This window comes from Halostagnicola larsenii XH-48 (assembly GCF_000517625.1).
In the GTDB taxonomy this organism is placed as follows: domain Archaea; phylum Halobacteriota; class Halobacteria; order Halobacteriales; family Natrialbaceae; genus Halostagnicola; species Halostagnicola larsenii.
This window is the reverse complement of record NZ_CP007055.1, coordinates 874,531-890,988: the sequence shown is the minus strand read 5'-3', so window position 1 is coordinate 890,988 and position 16,458 is coordinate 874,531. Positions and strand designations below refer to the sequence as shown.

Genomic DNA, 16,458 nt, shown 5'->3' with positions numbered 1-16,458 from the left:
TAACTAAAATAACAAATGACTGAAATAGCAACCTTCACGACGGAACCGACAGTGTGGGACTACAGGGTTAGGTTTGCGATCATCGAAACCTCGATAGCCGACGCCAACTCGATTGACCTCACGCTCTACCAGGATCCCAACGGAGGCGAGACAGCAGCGAACCAAGCGACGGTTTCGCTCGAGGATGGCAGATCAATCGAGGGATTCGACGCTTTCGAGGCAGCAGCAGGCGCAACGTACTGGGTTTCGGCGGACTACACGGTTGACGACACGGAAGCAGATGCCGAACTCCAATCATTCGAAGTCTCGAACTCGGCTCTCTATTTCGAGGGATTCGATTCGACCGAGTCGATGGAACTCGGGTCCGTGGAATCGGGATCGGTCACGGGGATCGGTGGCGTCGGGATCGACGGGCTCGCGAGTCTGTTCCTGCGTGGGTTCGATTCAACAGACACATTCGCGCATACCGAACCGAGCCAGTACGTCCTTGATGGCGATGGATCGGGTCTGAACGTCCTGCTGGAAGGCGTCGACGACCTCGAGGAGGGCGGCGCGTACTATCACGATGAGTTAGGGACGCCGATGTACGCGAATTTCGACTGGCAGGAGTCGTATGCGACCGGTGAGTGGCCTGTCACGGTTGAGCAGCAAATCGCCATCTACGCGGAAGACCCCTCTATCTGGGAGGATGCAAGCGTGGAAGCGTTCGGCGAGGAGTGTTCTGTCTCGATCGAGATCGTCGACTCGTCGACGGACGCAGATTCCGGGCTGACGCTGATCGATGTCGAGGTGATCTACAACTGCCCGACCGATGTGTCTGAACAGGTGAAGCCGCCAGAGTCGGACGATGACGACGGTGAGGACGATGGTGAGGACGACGGCGACGATGGCGACGACGGTGACGATGGAGATGACGGCGATGACGGTGATGACGGCGAAAGCTCGAATCCGGCGAGTGAGTGGCCGGGTCCTGACGGAGATGGAGACGGCGGCGACGGTGGCGGCAGTAGCGGCAGTGGCGGCGGAGGCGATGGAGACGATGGAGACGACGATAACGACGGTGAGGACGACGGCGAGCGTGAGCCGCCAACGCCATCAATATCTATCTCGGGCCTGGGCTGCATCCCGCCGGGTGAATCGCTACGCGGTGAACTGCGGATACGCTACTCAGAAAACCCGTTTGATAGCTTCGAGGCAGCCCTCGAATACAATCCGGACGAGGTACAGATCGACGCGGTTCACATCGATGATAGTGTGTTCGCCGATCGGAACGAGGACCTCGAGGAGGACATCTACTATCACCGGATCGATACGCTCGATGTCGAGCACGACGACGACCAGGGCATCATCAACCTCGATGCATCGTCATCCGCGCCACTGAATCAGTACCAGTTTGCGGATGGGAACGCGACGACGATGGTCTCGATCGAGGCGACGGCGCTCGCGAACTCGGGAACCGAGTCGGCGCTCGATATCACCGGCGGCACCCTGTTCAACGTCGGCACGAAGGTCATCGAGTTAGGTACGTCGTCGTCGACGTTGACGATCGACAACGGCATTCACCTGCCCTCGGATCGCCTCGAGATCGGCGGCTCGCGAACGACGGAAGTCGAAGCCCGGATCACGGAACCGACGACCGAGTTTCGCCAGATTTTCCGATTGAATCCGACGGTCGTCGACGAGGTCGACGTGACGGGCGAGGCGACCCTCTCGCTCGAGATGATCGAGACGCAAAACGAAGACGACGACATGGCCTATGCAGTCGTCGACGGCAGCTTTAGCGACCCGATGACGATGGACTCGCTGTTTCAGTGGTCGTGGCAGTCCTATACCGAGGACGAGGTGATGGACTTTATCGGCACGGTCCACGCCAGACCCCTGTCGACGGATATCGAGCGGATCGACGCCGAGGAGGTGGCGACGCTGAACGCCGAGCGCGAGAACGCCGGCGACGAGAACGACCTCGAGGACGGCTACAGCAACGAGCCGATCTATGATCGAGTCGTCGGTCACGTCCCAGCGGAGGAACTACCGGACCCGTTCGTCAGTGGGCCGGATCACCCGGATATCTCGATCGGGTGCTCGAGCGACGGCTCGGTGTCGCACCAGACGATCGCGCTCGAGCAGGGTGCCGGCCAGATTCCCGAGATGGGAGTCACCCGCTGGCCGATGGTTCTGGATGCGATGTTTCGGATTCCGGATGTCTACCCGTCCGAACTGGTGGCTGGCGACGTGTACGCTGAGGCGACGAGCGAGACGAATCCGGGCATCACGGCGTCGGTCGGGGCGCTCCAACGCGACTATCTCGGATTGATGGTGAACATCCCGGTGTCGGTGCTGATCCCGCGCGACGAGTACAGGCCCGAGTCGGGCGCGTATATCGATTCGATGAACGGGTGGCACCTCTACGGCCAGGAGCGCGCCTACAGCGGCACGTTTCGGTTCTTCCTTTCGGCCTACGACACTGAGGGCGAGGTCGTCTATCTCGCGACGGACGGCTCGCTCTCGGATGAGCCAGTGTTCTACGAGGAGCCGGCGGCAATCGACGAGGCGATGGCGGCGTACAACGGGGGTGGCTCCTAGCGATGGCCGAGATTGACGAGACTGCCGGCCGGCCGACTGCGGAGGATATGGACATTCCCGACCAAGAGTATCCTGTCGACTACGACCTCGAGGTATGGATCGGCGACCGCCTCGTTGCGTCGACGAACTCGCCACTCTACCTCGGACGGCGTGGTGTGAACCTCGGTGAACACTCGTTCCAGACGCTAGGTGTTGACGGTTTCATACCTCAGAGATGGGGGTGAAAACACCAAAATCTGGTTCTGTTCAAATCATTAGAACAGGATCGGTTTGTTATCCTGTGCGGTAAGTACAGGGGACTCAAGAATCGCTCAGTACAGTATATCTCTCCACAAGGTTAATACAGAATACACAGATAGCATATATATGACCGGTGAGGAAACAACATCCCATGTATACCTCCGTTCGATCCACACAGCACTCATTGCTGTAGCGGTATCGGTTCTCACAGCAGGATTCATCATTAGCCAAGACCGAGTAGCAATGCCTTTCACTATTCTCAGTCTACTTATTTGTGCTTACGCCTTTGTACAACCAATCCGTCGCAAGTGACAGATACGCATCTGTAGTGTGCGTGTGTTTCACGCTAAAAATACGTGTGAATATTATGACTCCAACAGAGCCTCAAATCTCAGAATCAAGAAACAGGATTCAGGCAGTTGCTTTCTCTGCCGACTCGACGATATCCTCACCATCGGTGTACTGCATTGGTGGGACGATTACCCAGACGTGTTGATTTCCGGGCCAGACAGAGAGGTACCCCAGATTCTCGAGCGGTTTGATTATCTCATCGAGAACTGCACTCTTGGGCGTCTCGTTGCTATAGAGTTTGTTCTTCGCAGTCTCGAGTTTTACTCGAGGGTTGTTTTTGTACGGTGCATGGGCTCGATCGTGAAGGGTTCGGTAGGCCTTCGACAGTCTCTCGTTGTCGGGAAGGACTGGTGTTGGTCCTTCAAGATCCCCTTTTGCTTCGACCTCGCGTCGAACCAGTTCGCGAAGCTTCTTACTTCGGCTCACATCCTCGCGGTCGGCGATCTCATCGAGCTTTTCGAGAATATCCGATGGGCACCCGAATGAAGTTCGACTCGTCGGGTCGTGATCCATTCGGCTCATCGAGCCACCTCGATTTGCATAAGTCGTGAATACGCAGACGGCGTCGGGAAATGCAGTTCGGATGCAAGGGGGGTGTGGTGACCTACGAAGGCCTCTCGTGAGCGGGTGTGTGTGCGAATCATGGGAGTAGCCCCCGCTCTTGTGTCTGTTCTATCGATGCATCGTGTCGTTCTCCTTCGTGAATCTCGCCGGTCGCCTGGTGCATCTCGAGTTCGTCGTCCGGACTGCCGTCAGTTGTCTTGAGGTCGATCGATCCGATGAAGGCGGCCTTTCGTAGAGCGCAGAGATGGGCGCAGGGACCGTCGTGGTACTTCCAGCCCTTGCAGTCACACCGTCCGATGTACTCGCCGTCTTCGAGCCCGAGAGCGCAGTAGTGGACTTCTTCGCCGTCTCGTAATGTTACTCTGTAACCGAACCGACCGAACGGCTCTATCAGGGCGTCAGAGGGACGAGCACGTTCCCAAGACGCTGTCTCGCCGTCGCGCTGCTCGAGAAAGTCAAGCGGCTCGACATCAACAGGTTGTTCGAACGCGCTCATTGCTGCTGATCCACCTCCACAGCGGGATGTGGGCCGTTTTCACAAACTGTTCGAGGGATGCCGCCCATCGACGTTTTGGTTCGCATCCGACCACCACAGTGTGGACAGTATCGGGTCATGCTCTGACCCCTCCGCTGTACTGCGGTTGCCCATGACCGCGTTTCCCAATTGCCCGCCCGGCGAGTCCATCCGAATTTTCTCGCCGTGGTCAGGGTTCTACACCGGAAGGTATGGGATTGAAGCGCCAAATTCGCCCCTGTTAGGGTGATGACTGTCCCTCATAGAAGATTCACACAGTTTGACTATCAGCCGTCGCAGCGAAAGTTCTTAGCTCATGCATACACAATGCATACATATGAGTACATCAATCCGCGTCTCAAACGAGACGAAAGCAAAACTCGATCGCCTCAAGCGCGACGACGAGAGTTTCGACGAGCTGCTAGAGCGACTCGTAAACGACGAAAAGCCGATCACTGTCGGTGCGTGGGACGCGGACACCGCTGATCGCGCTCGCGACGCTATCGATCGCTCTCGAGAGAGCTTCGATCGATGACGTTTCTTGATTCATCGGTTATCATCGATATGCTCGAGGGAGTCGAGGATACTGTCGAGTTCGTCGAATCACAGGACGACCCGTACCTTACCTCAGCGATCTGTGTCTACGAAGTTCTCGCCGGAACGCTTGGCAGCGGCGAAACAGATGTGAGCGGAGAGCGCCAGCACTTCGGTGGCGTCCATTCGCTCGAGTTCAACGAAGATATCGCGCTCGAAGCGGCTCGATTGCAAGACGAACTGCTCACCGATGGCGAACGAATGGCTGTTCGCGATCTCATGATCGCGGCGACCGCTCGCTCAACCGGCGATGTACTCGTCGTTGCAGATGCCGATTTTCAGACGGCTGCTCTCGAATCCAGAATGCAGGTAGTGAACCTTCGGAAAGACTGAAAATAGCGATCTGGACCTATCGGAGTCGTCACCTCTTCGAACTGCTCGAGCCCTCAATTACTCGAGCAGATCACCCCTAACCCAACAGCCACAGGGGTACGCGTTATAATATTCTGGAACGAGTTGGACGACCGCAGTAACCACCGCTCCACACTGGGGACACTCAGGACGGGCAGACCGGTCCTCCTCAGCCACCCAAATGCCCTGCTTCGTCACGAGAAGCGCCACGCCATGAATCTCGTGACAGACTTCGACCGCGTCACCACCTGTGTCGAGCAGCCGGGCGAGCGCCTCGGGATCGAACTCCCTACCGAGCTGGTAGGCGTCTCGAGGAACCCCCTCCTTCTCGAGCGTTCGAACGATGTCCACGACCAGACTGTCCGTCGGCGCGGTCATTGCTCGTATCCACCTCCGAGCACGTTCGCCACGACTGGCGGTGCGTGAGCGGTGGCTAGCTGTACTCGACTTCGATTCGTCTGTCGGACGGGATGTTTAAGCCCGCGGAGAAGATATCCAATCATGGCAACCGATCCTTCATGGGGTTGGAAGCCACGTCTCGGGTGTCCACCACCCGGGGCATTTCAAATACAAACGTCCCCTTCCGTGGAGTTTTGGCTTCCATTCGACCCAATGTCCCTTAGTATCATATAAATGACATTTCTGGACGGGAATAATGTGCACTCGAGAACCCCAAATCAACTTCGACAGCCGAAAGCCCCGCGCGTGACCCGAGAGCGGAATCGAACGGCAGCCGACTCGAGGCGAATGGGTTTTTGAGGCAGAAGGAAGCGAACCCCGTCTATGACCATCGACGCCTCGAGCCGGTCGGACCCGCGGAACGACACGCCGAGGGAGGTGACCGATCCGCTCGCTGGGAAATCGGAAAATCACGGCGAGGGTAGGGCCAGTTCCGGCGCTTCGGCCGGCCGAACGCGCCTCGAAGACTCGCTCGTAACCGCGACGGAAATTGGATCGGCGCTCGCCGATATCGTCGACGAACGCACGGTCGACATCCGAGAGACCATCGACGAGGACGAGTTCTTCTCGACCGCCGACGGGACGCCCACGGTGACGAACCGGTACGACCTCGAGAAGGCGGTCCCGCTCGAGAAGAAATCCCGGTTTCGAGAACTCGATCGCTACTGGGTGAACGAACCCTACGCGTTCGTCAGCATCTTCCACGCGCCGGCCGAAAACGAGCGCAAGTACTACCTCGTCGAACCGACGCTGAACGACCTCGAGGCTGACGTTCGAGACTTTCTCGCGGCCAAACTCAAGCGGACGATCAAGTACGCCGACGAGAACGTCGCGGCGGACGCAGACCGGGCGGACCGACGCGCGGTCATCGAAGCGGAAATCGGACGGCTGCTCGAGCGGTACGACCTGCTCGAGACGCCCCGAAACCGAAGCGATCGCGGGCTTCTCGAGCGGGTTTCGTCGTTATTTTGCGACGAAGATCCGGACGAATCCGACGCCCGACGAGCGCTCGAGGGGATCGAGGCGCGCCCGGAGGGGGCTATCCTCGCCGACGACCGGGCGACGATCAGCGAGTACCAGGTCGAAAAGCTGCGCTACCGATTGTGCCGGGATTTCGTCGGCTACGAGCGAATCGACGGCATCAAACACGACCGCAACGTCGAGGACATCTCCGTCGACGGCTACGACACGCCGGTGTTCGTCTACCACTCGAAGTACGAACAGCTCATCACGAACGTCGAGCACGGCCGAACGGACCTCGACGACTTCGTCGTCAAACTCGCCCAGCGATCCGGAAACGGGATCAGCAAACGCCGCCCGCAGGTCGATGCGACGCTCCCGGACGGCTCGCGCGCCCAGTTGACGCTCGGAACGGAGGTCTCGGATCGGGGGACCAACTACACCATCCGCCAGTTCACCGACGTGCCCTACACCCCGGTCGATCTAGTCAACTGGCATACGTACAGCATAGCGGAGATGGCGTTTCTCTGGCTGGCCGTCGAGAACGACCGAAACCTGCTGTTAGCCGGCGGCACGGCCTCCGGGAAGACGACGAGTCTGAACGCCATCTCGCTGTTTATCCCCTCGAGCGCGAAGGTCGTCTCGATCGAGGACACCCGCGAGGTCACGCTCCCGCAGCGAAACTGGATCGCGAGTACGACGCGCCCCTCGCTCACGGCCGACTCGACGGGGGCCGTCGACGAGTTCGACCTGCTCGAGGCGACGCTGCGCCAGCGACCGGACTACATCGTGATGGGCGAAGTCCGCGGCGAGGAGGGACGAACGCTGTTTCAGGTCATGTCGACCGGGCACACGACCTGTACGACCTTCCACGCCGACTCCGTCGGCGAAGTCCTCACGCGGTTTACGACGGCCCCAATCGACGTCTCGAAGACGGTCTTCAGCGCGCTCGATCTGGTGGCGGTCCAGACCCAGACGACGGTGGGTGGAGAGACCGTCCGCCGAAACACGGGAATAACCGAGATCAACCAGTACGACGCAGAATACGACGAGATCAACGTTCAGGACGTCTACCAGTGGCGGGCAAAAACGGACGACTTTCGCAGGATCGGCGACTCGAGTACGCTCGAGGAGATCAGATTCGATCGGGGCTGGAGTCGGGAAACGCTCGAGCGCGAACTGTTCGAGCGGCAGGTCGTCCTCGCGTATCTGATCCAGAACGGACTGGACGCCTACGCGGACGTCGCTGCGACTATTCAGGCGTATATGGCTGATCCCCAACGCGTTCGTACGCTCATGGCGACCGACCGGCTCAAGGACAGTCTCGAGGACCTCCGAGGGATGGAAAGCGTCCTGATCGGCGATCCGGAGACGGCCGGACAGGTTTCACGCCCGAGCCCCACCCCAGAGACGAACCGGCGTTCGAAGGCGATACTGAGACGCGCCGACGAGGAGCTATTCGACGACTACCGAACCGAGATTGAAGCGGCCTCGAGCGAAGCCGTCGAATCGTCCCGTTCTCCGGTCGAGTTGCCGTCCTGGCTCGCGAACGAGGATAGCTCCGAAGGCGACGCGATCCACTCCCGGACTGGCGGACACACCGAGTCGTGCCGGTACCGAACGAAGGGCGAGACACCGCTTCTCGAGCGGGACAACAGCAACGACAGTTCCGAGACCGCGAGGGCTGGAAGCGAGCCATGAGTACTGACTCGACGAGAACCGCTGCCAGCGATCACGCGGGGCTCGATGGGAGCGCAGGCGCGTGGTCGCCACGTTCGCACTCCCCGCTCGGCGGCGACCACCAACTCGCGAACGCGCTCGAGCGGAAACTCGGGCAGGCCCGGATGGCCACAACGGGCGAGCGGTATCTGGCTCGAGCGCTGTGGCTCGGCGTCGTCGCCGGCCTCGGCTGCAGTGCCATCGGAGCGATGGTCGGCTACGGACTGTTCGCGTCGGAACTCGTTGGACTCGAATCGGTGTTTCGCTCTTCGACCCCTGTCGTATCGCTCGGCCCAGATCGGACACTCGAGGCGCTCGCGGTCGTCGTCGGAACGGCGCTCCTGTTCGGGGTAGTTGGCGGCGCAGTCTGTGTCTGTTCGATGATCGGAATCCCCTACGCTCGAGCGTCTGCCCGAGCGCGCGAGATAGCCGTCTTGCTCCCCGACGTCGTCTCGTATATGTACGCGCTGTCGGTCGGCGGGCTCGATCACCTCGAGATCATCGAGGCGGTTGCCGACGCGGAGGACGCCTACGGCGAGGTCGCACTGGAATTTCAGACCATCGTCAGAGAGACGGAATACGTCGGGGTCGATTACCGAACCGCCATCCGAGCGCGGGCGCGCGAAACCCCGAGCGACGAACTGTCGCAGTTCCTACTCGATTTCCTCTCGACCATCAACAGCGGCGGTGACTGCGAGCAATTTCTCGAAGAGAAAACGGAGCGACACGCACAGACCGCCAGGCAGCGACAGGAACGGACTCTCGACACGCTGGAATTAGTCGGCGAGTTGTATCTGACCCTCTCTCTGTTCCCGCTGTTGCTGGTGGTCGTCGTGGTCGTGATGCAACTCGTCCCGGGAGCGGCCATGGCTGATCGACTCCTCTATCTAACCGTCTACGGACTGATCCCCGCGATTGGCCTCGGATTTCTCGTTCTCGTGGCGACCGTCAAACGCGACGATCCCGGTAACGGCGTTCTCGAGACTGCAGACGACGATAACAGAAGCCGCCACGGGAGCGGTCTGGGGGTTCTCGCTGGGCCGGTCCTCGGACGGCTCACTGGGCAACCCCGAATACGCGCGAGGATCGCGAGGCGAGAACTCGTTCACCGGATACGGGCGGTCGGTATGAAGCCGCATCTGTTCTTTCGCGACCATCCCCGTGGGACGCTCGTTTTAACGGTTCCAGCGGCAAGTCTCGTCGTCGGTGCGGCGGTGATAACAGGCGAGAGTATCCTTCCGTGGAGCGACGGCGTCGACGACCCGGTCATGGGGACAGTTCGCTACCTCTACGGCCCGCTGGTTCTCGTGTTAGCGCCGCTCGCGATTTTCCACGAGTGGAACGAACGCCGTCGAAACGCGGTCATCAGCACGCTCTCTGCGGATCTCCGAACCCTCTCGAGCGTGAACGATACCGGACAAACCTTGCTCGAGTCGCTCCAGACGGTTTCGCGGACGGCCGGCGGAAAGCTAGCGACGGAGTTCGACGCCATACACACGAAAGTCGCCTACGGGCGGAGTCTGGACGAGGCGCTGCTCGAGTTCGCCAACAGCTATCGCATTCCGCGGCTGGCCAGAACGACGCGGCTCATCACCGACGCACAGAAAGCGACGAACCACATCACGCCGGTGTTACGGACGGCCGCGGCGGCGAGTGAGACCCACGATGATCTCGAGGCGGAACGGCGATCCCGGACGCGAACGCAGATCGCTATCATCGTCATGACGTTTCTGACGATCCTGACCGTCGTCGCCGTCTTGCAAACGCAGTTCGTCGAAACGATGGGCGGGCTCGAGTACGGCTCCGGGGCGGCCACGAACGGCGACGGAGCGGCCGGCCAACTGGCGGCCACCGATCCTGGCACCACGCTGGATGCCGACACGCTCTCAGTGGTGTTCTTTCACGCGGTGACCATCCATGCGATACTGTCGGGGTTCGTCTGTGGCTACCTCCGAAACGCGGACCTGTTGAGCGGGGCGAAGTACGTGCTCGCCCTTTCGTCCATCGCGCTCGGTATCTGGCTGGTGGTGGTCTGAGATGGTGGACGGCAGTCGGCGACCGATCACGATCGATCGAGACGACCGACGCCAGCGCGGGCAAACGACCCAGGACTTCGCCATCGGCGTCGGCGTGTTCCTGATCGCGGTTGCGTTCGCGTTCACCGCGGTGCCCGCGATCACCGGGACGGATGCGGGTCCGAACGAACGGATCGCCGACGCACGGACCGATCAGATCGCGACGGCCATCGTCGGCGACCTCGCGACCGACGAGAGCCCGACGGAACTGGACGGAGACCGCCTGCGAAACGAGTACGCAGACGACGAGATCCAGAAACGGTTCGGGCTTCGAACCGCGGACGGAGTGGCACTCGAGTCGGTACGCATCACGCTCGAGACGATCGATCGGGAGACCGAGCTCCTGACGCGAGGAGAGGACTCAGCAAGCGGTCGCCCGACGGATTCGGTCGAACGACTCGTTTCCGTCGGTGACACCGAAGACTGTCAAGTCGCCTGTCGGCTCGTCGTGGAGGTGTGGAGGTGATGAGAGGTGTTCGTCGATACCCTCCTCAATCGAAAGCACGGCGAGCAGCGCACACCGATCCGTCACGAGACACAGGGCGACGGCGGACCGACCGCGGACAGGCGTATACGCTCGAGGGGGTCGTCGGCGCCGCAATCGTCCTCGCTGCGGTTCTCGTGGTGTATCAGACGGGCGGGTTCACGGCGGCCATCGCGGAATCCGAACGACGGGATGAACAATATCGGCTCCAGCAACAGACCCACGATGCGCTCGTCGTCGCAGCCACTGCCCCGGCGTCAACCGGAAACCTGTCGGCGTTCGTCCGCGCGTGGAACGGAAGCCGGTTTTCGAGCGGCGAACTCGAGGCGTTCGTACTTGGGGAAGTACTGGCCGAGCAGTTCGGAGAGTCGCCACGGAACCGTGAGTACCGAATCAGCTTCAGTTACGAAGACGAAAACGCCACGATAGCCCGCGAGACGGTGTATGCGACTACCGACGAGAACCCTGGGTCGAACGCCGTCGCAGCGAGTTATACGGAAACGGTCGTCGAGGACGCGAACGAACCCGATCCGCATCCGTCTTTAGAGGCCGAAAGCGGGCCGATCGCTGCCGTCGTAGACGTGGAGGTGACGGTCTGGTGAGACAGTCACGAGACCGTGGCCAGGTCCTGCTCGTCGGCGCGATCGCGATCGCGTTCGTGCTCCTCGCTCTCGTTGCCGTCTTCAACGGCGTGGTGTACACGGAGACCGCCTCCTCGAACGCGGCGAGTCACGAACGGGCACCGGCAGAGTCGACGACGCACGGACTCGTCGACGGTGTCGAACACCTTGTCACGAGTGCCTGGGACGAGGAGACGGAATCGTTCGACGACGGCCTCGAGGGTGAGATCGACGAGTACGTCGAGCAGTACCAGCGAACGACCGCAACCAGCGAACGAGTCGTCGTGAGCGCCGAGGCGACAGTGATCGAAAACGACAGCGCGGGTCGACGCCACAATGACGATCGGGCATCAAGCGCCGGCGAATACGTCAACCTCACGGTTCGATACGACTCGAGCACCGTTTCGACCGAACGGACACACAGGATTTTCGGATTCGGTGATGGGTCATGACCGGGTTTCGCCGCGACGATCGGGCAATTTCGATCGCGTTGACCCACGCACTCACACTCGGGATCGCGACGGTCCTCGTCGCAACTCTACTGGTCAGCGCCGGCGTGCTGCTGGAGGGCGAAACCGACCGCAGCGTGCGCGAGTCCCTCGAGACGACCGGTGAGCGACTCGCGGCCGACGTACTCCGAGTCGATGGCCTCGGGACCGCCCACGGGACGACCGACGAGGCGACGGTCACCGTAGACTACCCAGAAACTGCGGCGAACTCGAGATATCGGGTCGCGATCGTCGACTGTGACGAACTCGAGCAGGCGCTGTCTGCGGGCGAGTACTGTCTCGAACTCACCGCACAGGCAACCGGCCAGTCCGTCTCTATTCCGCTCGGCGAACTGGAGGCGAGCGTCGATGCGGACACGTCCGTTCGCGGCGGGACGATCGCGATCGGTCACGACGGCGAGAAGCTCGGGGTGTGGAATCCATGAAACGTACTCGAATCGGGAGGGATGGACGTGAAGACGAACGCGCGGTCACCGAACTCGTCGGTTTCGTTCTCGTCTTCGGGACGGTCGTTCTCGCAGTTGCGCTGGTGTCCGTCGTCGGCGTCCAGTCACTGGACCTGCACGACCAGCACCAATCAGCGCGGGAGGTCGACCGAGCACTGATCGGTCTTGCAGGGGACTTCGATGATATCGCCCGATACGAGGGCGTCCACGAGCGGACGCACCAACTGCCGGTCCGTGGCGGGCGGATCGAAACGGGCGAATCGGGACCGCGAGTCGACCTCGCGGTCGAACACGGCGATCGAATCGAAACCGAATCGTGGCAGCTCGGATCGCTCGTCTACGAGGACGGATCGACGGCGGTCGCCTACGAAGGCGGTGGCGTGTTTCGGCTGAGTAACATGGGCGAACGGACGCCAGTCGTCGAGCCACGATTGGCGTGTACAGACGGTATCGCACTCGTTTCGCTGGTGACGATCGCAGAAGACGGTGGTTCGTACCGATCCGATGGGCCGATTCCGATCACGGCGACAGAAACGGGAGCGTCGTACCGGAAGACGTTCTCCGACGTTCGCTCGCTCGAGGTTGCGGTCGATACCGACGGCACGGACGCCCATGGCTGGGAGGGAGCCTTCGACGAGGAATGGGTCCGGACCAGCGAGGGGTGGGCGTGTTCCGGATCGAACGACGACCCGATCGACCGGCTCTCGGTGCACGTCGTCGAACTCGACGTCGAGTACGCCGCCGCAGCCTGAATCCACCCATCTCGAGGTGTCCGTCAGGTCGAGTCGGGCCGGTTTCGATAGATCCGAAGCTGCGAATCGTGGATGAAAAACGTCGATTGCAACCGGCTCGAAATCGTCTCGGACTTGCCGATAACGAGATATCCCTTCGGCCGGAGCGACCGCTCGATGGTCTCGAGCGCTGGTTCGCTGATGTCGGTTCCCAGCACTTCGACCGCAGATTCGTCTATTTCCGGGTCGTCGTGTGCGAGCATCGCCAGCGAGTACGGTTCGCGACCGCCGGCACACGCAGCGCTCCAGCTCCGCACGGAGGCTCTGTCGGCAGCAAGGTCCCGAACGACGGCACGAATCCCCTCTCAGACGTCGGGATTTCGGAAGAATCCGGTGACGTTGATACTCATCGACTCGAGGAGCGCGACCTGGTCGTCGGGCCTCTCTCGGAGGTATCTCAGGTACGCCTCGTAGCTATCGGCGTCGGTTCGGCGCATTCAGGACGTGATCCGCCGGTCCAGATACTTATCGTTGTAGTGCCTGGTCGCAAAGGCAAGTTCGGTTTCGACATACTCGAGCAGTTGTTCGAACGAATCCACCGTCATAGCGTCTGGTCCTCCTGTTCGTCGTCGGCCGTTTCGATGACGAGCGCACCGGTCTCGAGGATGAACTCGACGGTTCGACCGTGACTCCCGCCCACGTCTTCTGCAACGAGGGGCACGCCGAGGGTTTCGAGTTCCGCTTTGGCCGTCTCAATATTGCGCTTGCCGACGCTGTCTTCGAGGCTGTCGAACTCGAACATATCGCTGCCGCCCGCGACTTTGGCCTCGAGCGACGACCGACAGCCGCCGGCGTCGATCGTTCGGCGGTGAAGCGCCCGTACCGCCGTATCGGCGTACTTCCCTGGAAGATCCTCTATCGTCGCGGTGCTTTTGTTGGTGGGTAACATCGCGTGTGCAAGCCCGCCGATAGTGGCTTCGGGGTCGTAGAGGGCGATCGCCAGACAGGAGCCTAAGCCGTAAGATTTGAACGTTTGTGCTCCCGTTGCGACGATGACATCTGAAATACCAACCTTCCGGGGAACCGGAGTGCTGGGTGCAGAATCACGCTGTTTCATTTATCTGGGCCAGTCCAGCCAACTGAACGCGGACCGGTCTCTCTGGTTTTCGATATGGTCACTTGTGCGTACGTGTTCAAGTACTCTTCCCCCGATAGAGCACGGGGAGCCGACGCGTTCGAAAGCGGTTAGGGCCGCCCTGGTGGGTCGTCGTCGGACTCGTCGCCGCCTTCGAGGTCGATACCCGCCTCCTTTCGACGTCGCTCTAACTGCTTGACTTGCCGGTAGTAGTAGGCGACCCCCGCACCGCCGACGACGCCAACGACGCCGATGAGCCCAAGAAAGAGCGGAATATCTCGGGCGTTGTAATACTGCACGGAGATCGGGGTTTCGGCGTTGTCCCACCGGAGTCGTTCCTGGTCGTCGACGACCGACCGCTCGAACCCGCCTGGGTTGACGTTTCCGAACAGGAAATTCGACGTTCTGTGGCCCTCCGGCGGGGTAACCTCGTAGCTCCCCTCGACGTACGTTGGCAACTGGAACGTTTTCGACCCTGCGTGGCTCGACATCGCGAGCGTTCCGTTTCCGTCGGGCACCCGAACGTCCGTGCTCGAGCGACCTTGCTCGATATCGAGGTCCGAGCCGGTTACTTCGGTCCCGTTTGGATACCAGTACCGAACGCTGTAGATATCGAGTGCCTCCTCGCGATAGAGCGACGATCTGTACATCGATAGCTCGTCGGTGCCGTTGAGATCGTAGACGGCGCGGAACTCGCCGCCGTCGGCCAGGCTCGCACCCTCGATGTCGATCCTGACGGTCGCATTGCTCTCCCTGAGGTCGTCGTAGCTCTGTTCGCGGTCGAGTTCCTCGTCGGAGATGCCGCCGGTGAACATCGAACAGCCCGCGGTCGTCGCGAGCAGCGCCACGGCGAGAATTCCGAGAACGAGACGTCGGTTCATGACTGGTTATGGGACGACACACCGCAACTCTGCGGGTAGATACTCTCCCACGCTCGAGAGCAGTCCCGGCGGATCCGTATCCTCCGGGCAGATCACGCTTTGCTCGAGCAATCCGAACCGTTCGACGGTGATGTAATCCTGCGCGTGTCCGGCGCGATTGAGCGTCGCCCGGACTTCGCCACGGGTCGCGCTGTTGACGTTCAGCCGACCGTCGCCGCGGGTCCACTCGTAAAGGCGGTCACGTTCGGCCTCGGCCAGCCGGGACGGTTCCGCATCGTCGTCGCCGAACTCGCCACCGTAGACGAACCGCAAGGGGACGTGCTGGACGAGTCCGTACCGTTCGCGGATCTGTGTCGGAGAGCCGGGACCCAGTCCCATCTCCTCGGCCGAAATCCGAACCGGTTGTCCCGCGTCGAGGATGAACCCGTCTTCGTCCCACGAATCGAGCGTTCCGACGTACGTTTCGCCGGCCTCGAGGTCGGGGACGATTTCGCCGAACTCCTCGCGGAGGACGTTTCGCGCGACGACGGCGTCTTCGCCGTCGATCGTTACCGACGGGAAATCGTCGTGGCGCACGCCGACCTCGAACTCGACTTCGAGGTCGCCGATTTCGTTTGCCACCAGGGATCGGAGCGAATCCGTCGCTCGCTCGCGTGCATCACCGCTGACGTAGAGTTTCGTTGCGAGTACTACCATCAGGCGTCAATATTGAGTTCGTCCTCGAGGGCGGCGAGGCGGTCTTCCATCGCGTGTACGAGGCGGTCGTTATCCATCGATTCGACCGGCGACCCACATTCGGGACACTCGAAGCCGAAGTCCATCGCTTCGCCAAACTCGAAGCGGATCGAACAGATCTCACAGAGATAGAATTCGTGATTCCGTTCGTACTCCTGGCGATCCTCGAGTGCGCCGTGGAGCCGGTGCATCTCCTCTTCTAGGTTCTCCGGAATGTTGTCGTACTCGAACGTCCAGAGGTAGGTGAGCCACCCCGAATCCTCGTCCCGAAGGCGACGGTAGGTCGCCAGATCGTTTTCGTACAGGATAAACAGTGCCCGGCGAACGTCGTTGAGCTCGAGATCGAGATCCTCGGCGAGCTCCTCGTCGGTCACTTCCCCGTCCGGCGGGGCCGCCGCGACGGGCATCCCCGTCGGACCGACCAGCTCGTGTAAGTACTTCTGGATAACCGGATCCTCGAGCAGCTCCTCAAAAGCCATTAGCTACCCCTAATAGTATGCGACCATT

At 60.9% G+C, this 16,458-nt stretch carries 17 protein-coding genes and 2 pseudogenes; 11 read left to right on the top strand and 8 right to left on the bottom strand.

Translation table 11 applies throughout. The features are described from left to right. The first annotated feature begins 15 nt into the window (after positions 1 to 15). Entirely contained in the window at positions 16 to 2,583 is a 2,568-nt protein-coding gene (locus HALLA_RS04390; RefSeq protein WP_049952257.1) for a hypothetical protein, read from the top strand. A gap of 2 nt (positions 2,584 to 2,585) precedes the next feature. Beyond that, complete coding sequence (locus tag HALLA_RS04385; RefSeq protein ID WP_049952256.1) at positions 2,586 to 2,807, top strand: hypothetical protein; 222 nt, start codon at positions 2,586 to 2,588, stop codon at positions 2,805 to 2,807. A 427-nt stretch (positions 2,808 to 3,234) separates the two neighbouring features. Here HALLA_RS04385 and HALLA_RS04380 read toward each other — a convergent pair whose 3' ends face one another. Together HALLA_RS04380 and HALLA_RS04375 are read right to left on the bottom strand one after the other, a co-directional pair. After that, positions 3,235 to 3,687: a ribbon-helix-helix domain-containing protein gene (locus HALLA_RS04380; protein ID WP_049952255.1), complete on the bottom strand. Its 453-nt coding sequence runs from the start codon at positions 3,685 to 3,687 to the stop codon at positions 3,235 to 3,237. A gap of 127 nt (positions 3,688 to 3,814) precedes the next feature. Beyond that, complete coding sequence (locus HALLA_RS04375) at positions 3,815 to 4,234, bottom strand: SWIM zinc finger family protein (RefSeq protein WP_049952254.1); 420 nt, start codon at positions 4,232 to 4,234, stop codon at positions 3,815 to 3,817. A 355-nt stretch (positions 4,235 to 4,589) separates the two neighbouring features. Here HALLA_RS04375 and HALLA_RS04370 point away from each other — a divergent pair, with 355 nt between their 5' ends. Next, complete coding sequence (locus tag HALLA_RS04370) at positions 4,590 to 4,787, top strand: DUF7557 family protein (protein WP_049952253.1); 198 nt, start codon at positions 4,590 to 4,592, stop codon at positions 4,785 to 4,787. Beyond that, positions 4,784 to 5,179 (top strand): PIN domain-containing protein, encoded by a 396-nt coding sequence (locus HALLA_RS04365; protein WP_049952252.1) that lies wholly within the window; start codon positions 4,784 to 4,786, stop codon positions 5,177 to 5,179. The genes HALLA_RS04370 and HALLA_RS04365 overlap by 4 nt, the downstream gene beginning before the upstream one ends. A 57-nt stretch (positions 5,180 to 5,236) precedes the next feature. Here HALLA_RS04365 and HALLA_RS04360 read toward each other — a convergent pair whose 3' ends face one another. Then, positions 5,237 to 5,575 (bottom strand): hypothetical protein, encoded by a 339-nt coding sequence (locus HALLA_RS04360; RefSeq protein ID WP_049952251.1) that lies wholly within the window; start codon positions 5,573 to 5,575, stop codon positions 5,237 to 5,239. Positions 5,576 to 6,115: 540 nt separating this feature from the next. Here HALLA_RS04360 and HALLA_RS04355 point away from each other — a divergent pair. The 7 genes and pseudogenes from HALLA_RS04355 to HALLA_RS04325 all read left to right on the top strand — a co-directional run. Next, positions 6,116 to 8,149, top strand: a pseudogene (locus HALLA_RS04355) (type II/IV secretion system ATPase subunit); the annotation flags it as partial. 164 nt (positions 8,150 to 8,313) lie between these two features. Beyond that, entirely contained in the window at positions 8,314 to 10,371 is a 2,058-nt protein-coding gene (locus HALLA_RS04350; RefSeq protein ID WP_049952249.1) for a type II secretion system F family protein, read from the top strand. A gap of 1 nt (position 10,372) precedes the next feature. Beyond that, entirely contained in the window at positions 10,373 to 10,876 is a 504-nt protein-coding gene (locus tag HALLA_RS04345) for a DUF7287 family protein (protein WP_049952248.1), read from the top strand. After that, positions 10,876 to 11,496, top strand: coding sequence for a DUF7288 family protein (locus HALLA_RS04340; RefSeq protein WP_049952247.1), 621 nt, complete (start codon positions 10,876 to 10,878; stop codon positions 11,494 to 11,496). The genes HALLA_RS04345 and HALLA_RS04340 overlap by 1 nt, the downstream gene beginning before the upstream one ends. Continuing rightward, positions 11,493 to 11,966 carry a DUF7261 family protein gene (locus HALLA_RS04335; protein WP_049952245.1) on the top strand — a complete coding sequence of 158 codons (474 nt, stop codon included), beginning with the start codon at positions 11,493 to 11,495 and terminating at the stop codon, positions 11,964 to 11,966. The genes HALLA_RS04340 and HALLA_RS04335 overlap by 4 nt, the downstream gene beginning before the upstream one ends. Further along, positions 11,963 to 12,448 carry a DUF7266 family protein gene (locus tag HALLA_RS04330; protein ID WP_049952244.1) on the top strand — a complete coding sequence of 162 codons (486 nt, stop codon included), beginning with the start codon at positions 11,963 to 11,965 and terminating at the stop codon, positions 12,446 to 12,448. Before HALLA_RS04335 ends, HALLA_RS04330 begins: the two co-directional genes overlap by 4 nt. Next, positions 12,445 to 13,221, top strand: a complete 777-nt coding sequence (locus HALLA_RS04325) for a DUF7289 family protein (RefSeq protein ID WP_049952243.1) — start codon at positions 12,445 to 12,447, stop codon at positions 13,219 to 13,221. Before HALLA_RS04330 ends, HALLA_RS04325 begins: the two co-directional genes overlap by 4 nt. Positions 13,222 to 13,244: 23 nt before the next feature. Here HALLA_RS04325 and HALLA_RS19855 read toward each other — a convergent pair. The 5 genes and pseudogenes from HALLA_RS19855 to HALLA_RS04300 all read right to left on the bottom strand — a co-directional run bounded on the left by HALLA_RS19855 (position 13,245) and on the right by HALLA_RS04300 (position 16,430). Beyond that, positions 13,245 to 13,805 (bottom strand): annotated as a pseudogene (locus HALLA_RS19855) (CheR family methyltransferase). Next, a complete protein-coding gene (locus HALLA_RS04315; RefSeq protein ID WP_049952241.1) occupies positions 13,802 to 14,317 on the bottom strand; it encodes a chemotaxis protein CheD in 516 nt (171 codons plus the stop codon). The pseudogene HALLA_RS19855 and the gene HALLA_RS04315 overlap by 4 nt, the downstream one beginning before the upstream one ends. 128 nt (positions 14,318 to 14,445) lie before the next feature. Next, a complete protein-coding gene (locus tag HALLA_RS04310) occupies positions 14,446 to 15,216 on the bottom strand; it encodes a DUF5803 family protein (protein WP_049952240.1) in 771 nt (256 codons plus the stop codon). 6 nt (positions 15,217 to 15,222) lie between these two features. Further along, on the bottom strand, positions 15,223 to 15,912 hold the full coding sequence (locus HALLA_RS04305; RefSeq protein WP_049952239.1) for a DUF2110 family protein: 690 nt from the start codon (positions 15,910 to 15,912) through the stop codon (positions 15,223 to 15,225). Then, positions 15,912 to 16,430 (bottom strand): transcription factor, encoded by a 519-nt coding sequence (locus tag HALLA_RS04300; protein WP_049952238.1) that lies wholly within the window; start codon positions 16,428 to 16,430, stop codon positions 15,912 to 15,914. The genes HALLA_RS04305 and HALLA_RS04300 overlap by 1 nt, the downstream gene beginning before the upstream one ends. Between the last annotated feature and the right edge of the window lie 28 nt (positions 16,431 to 16,458).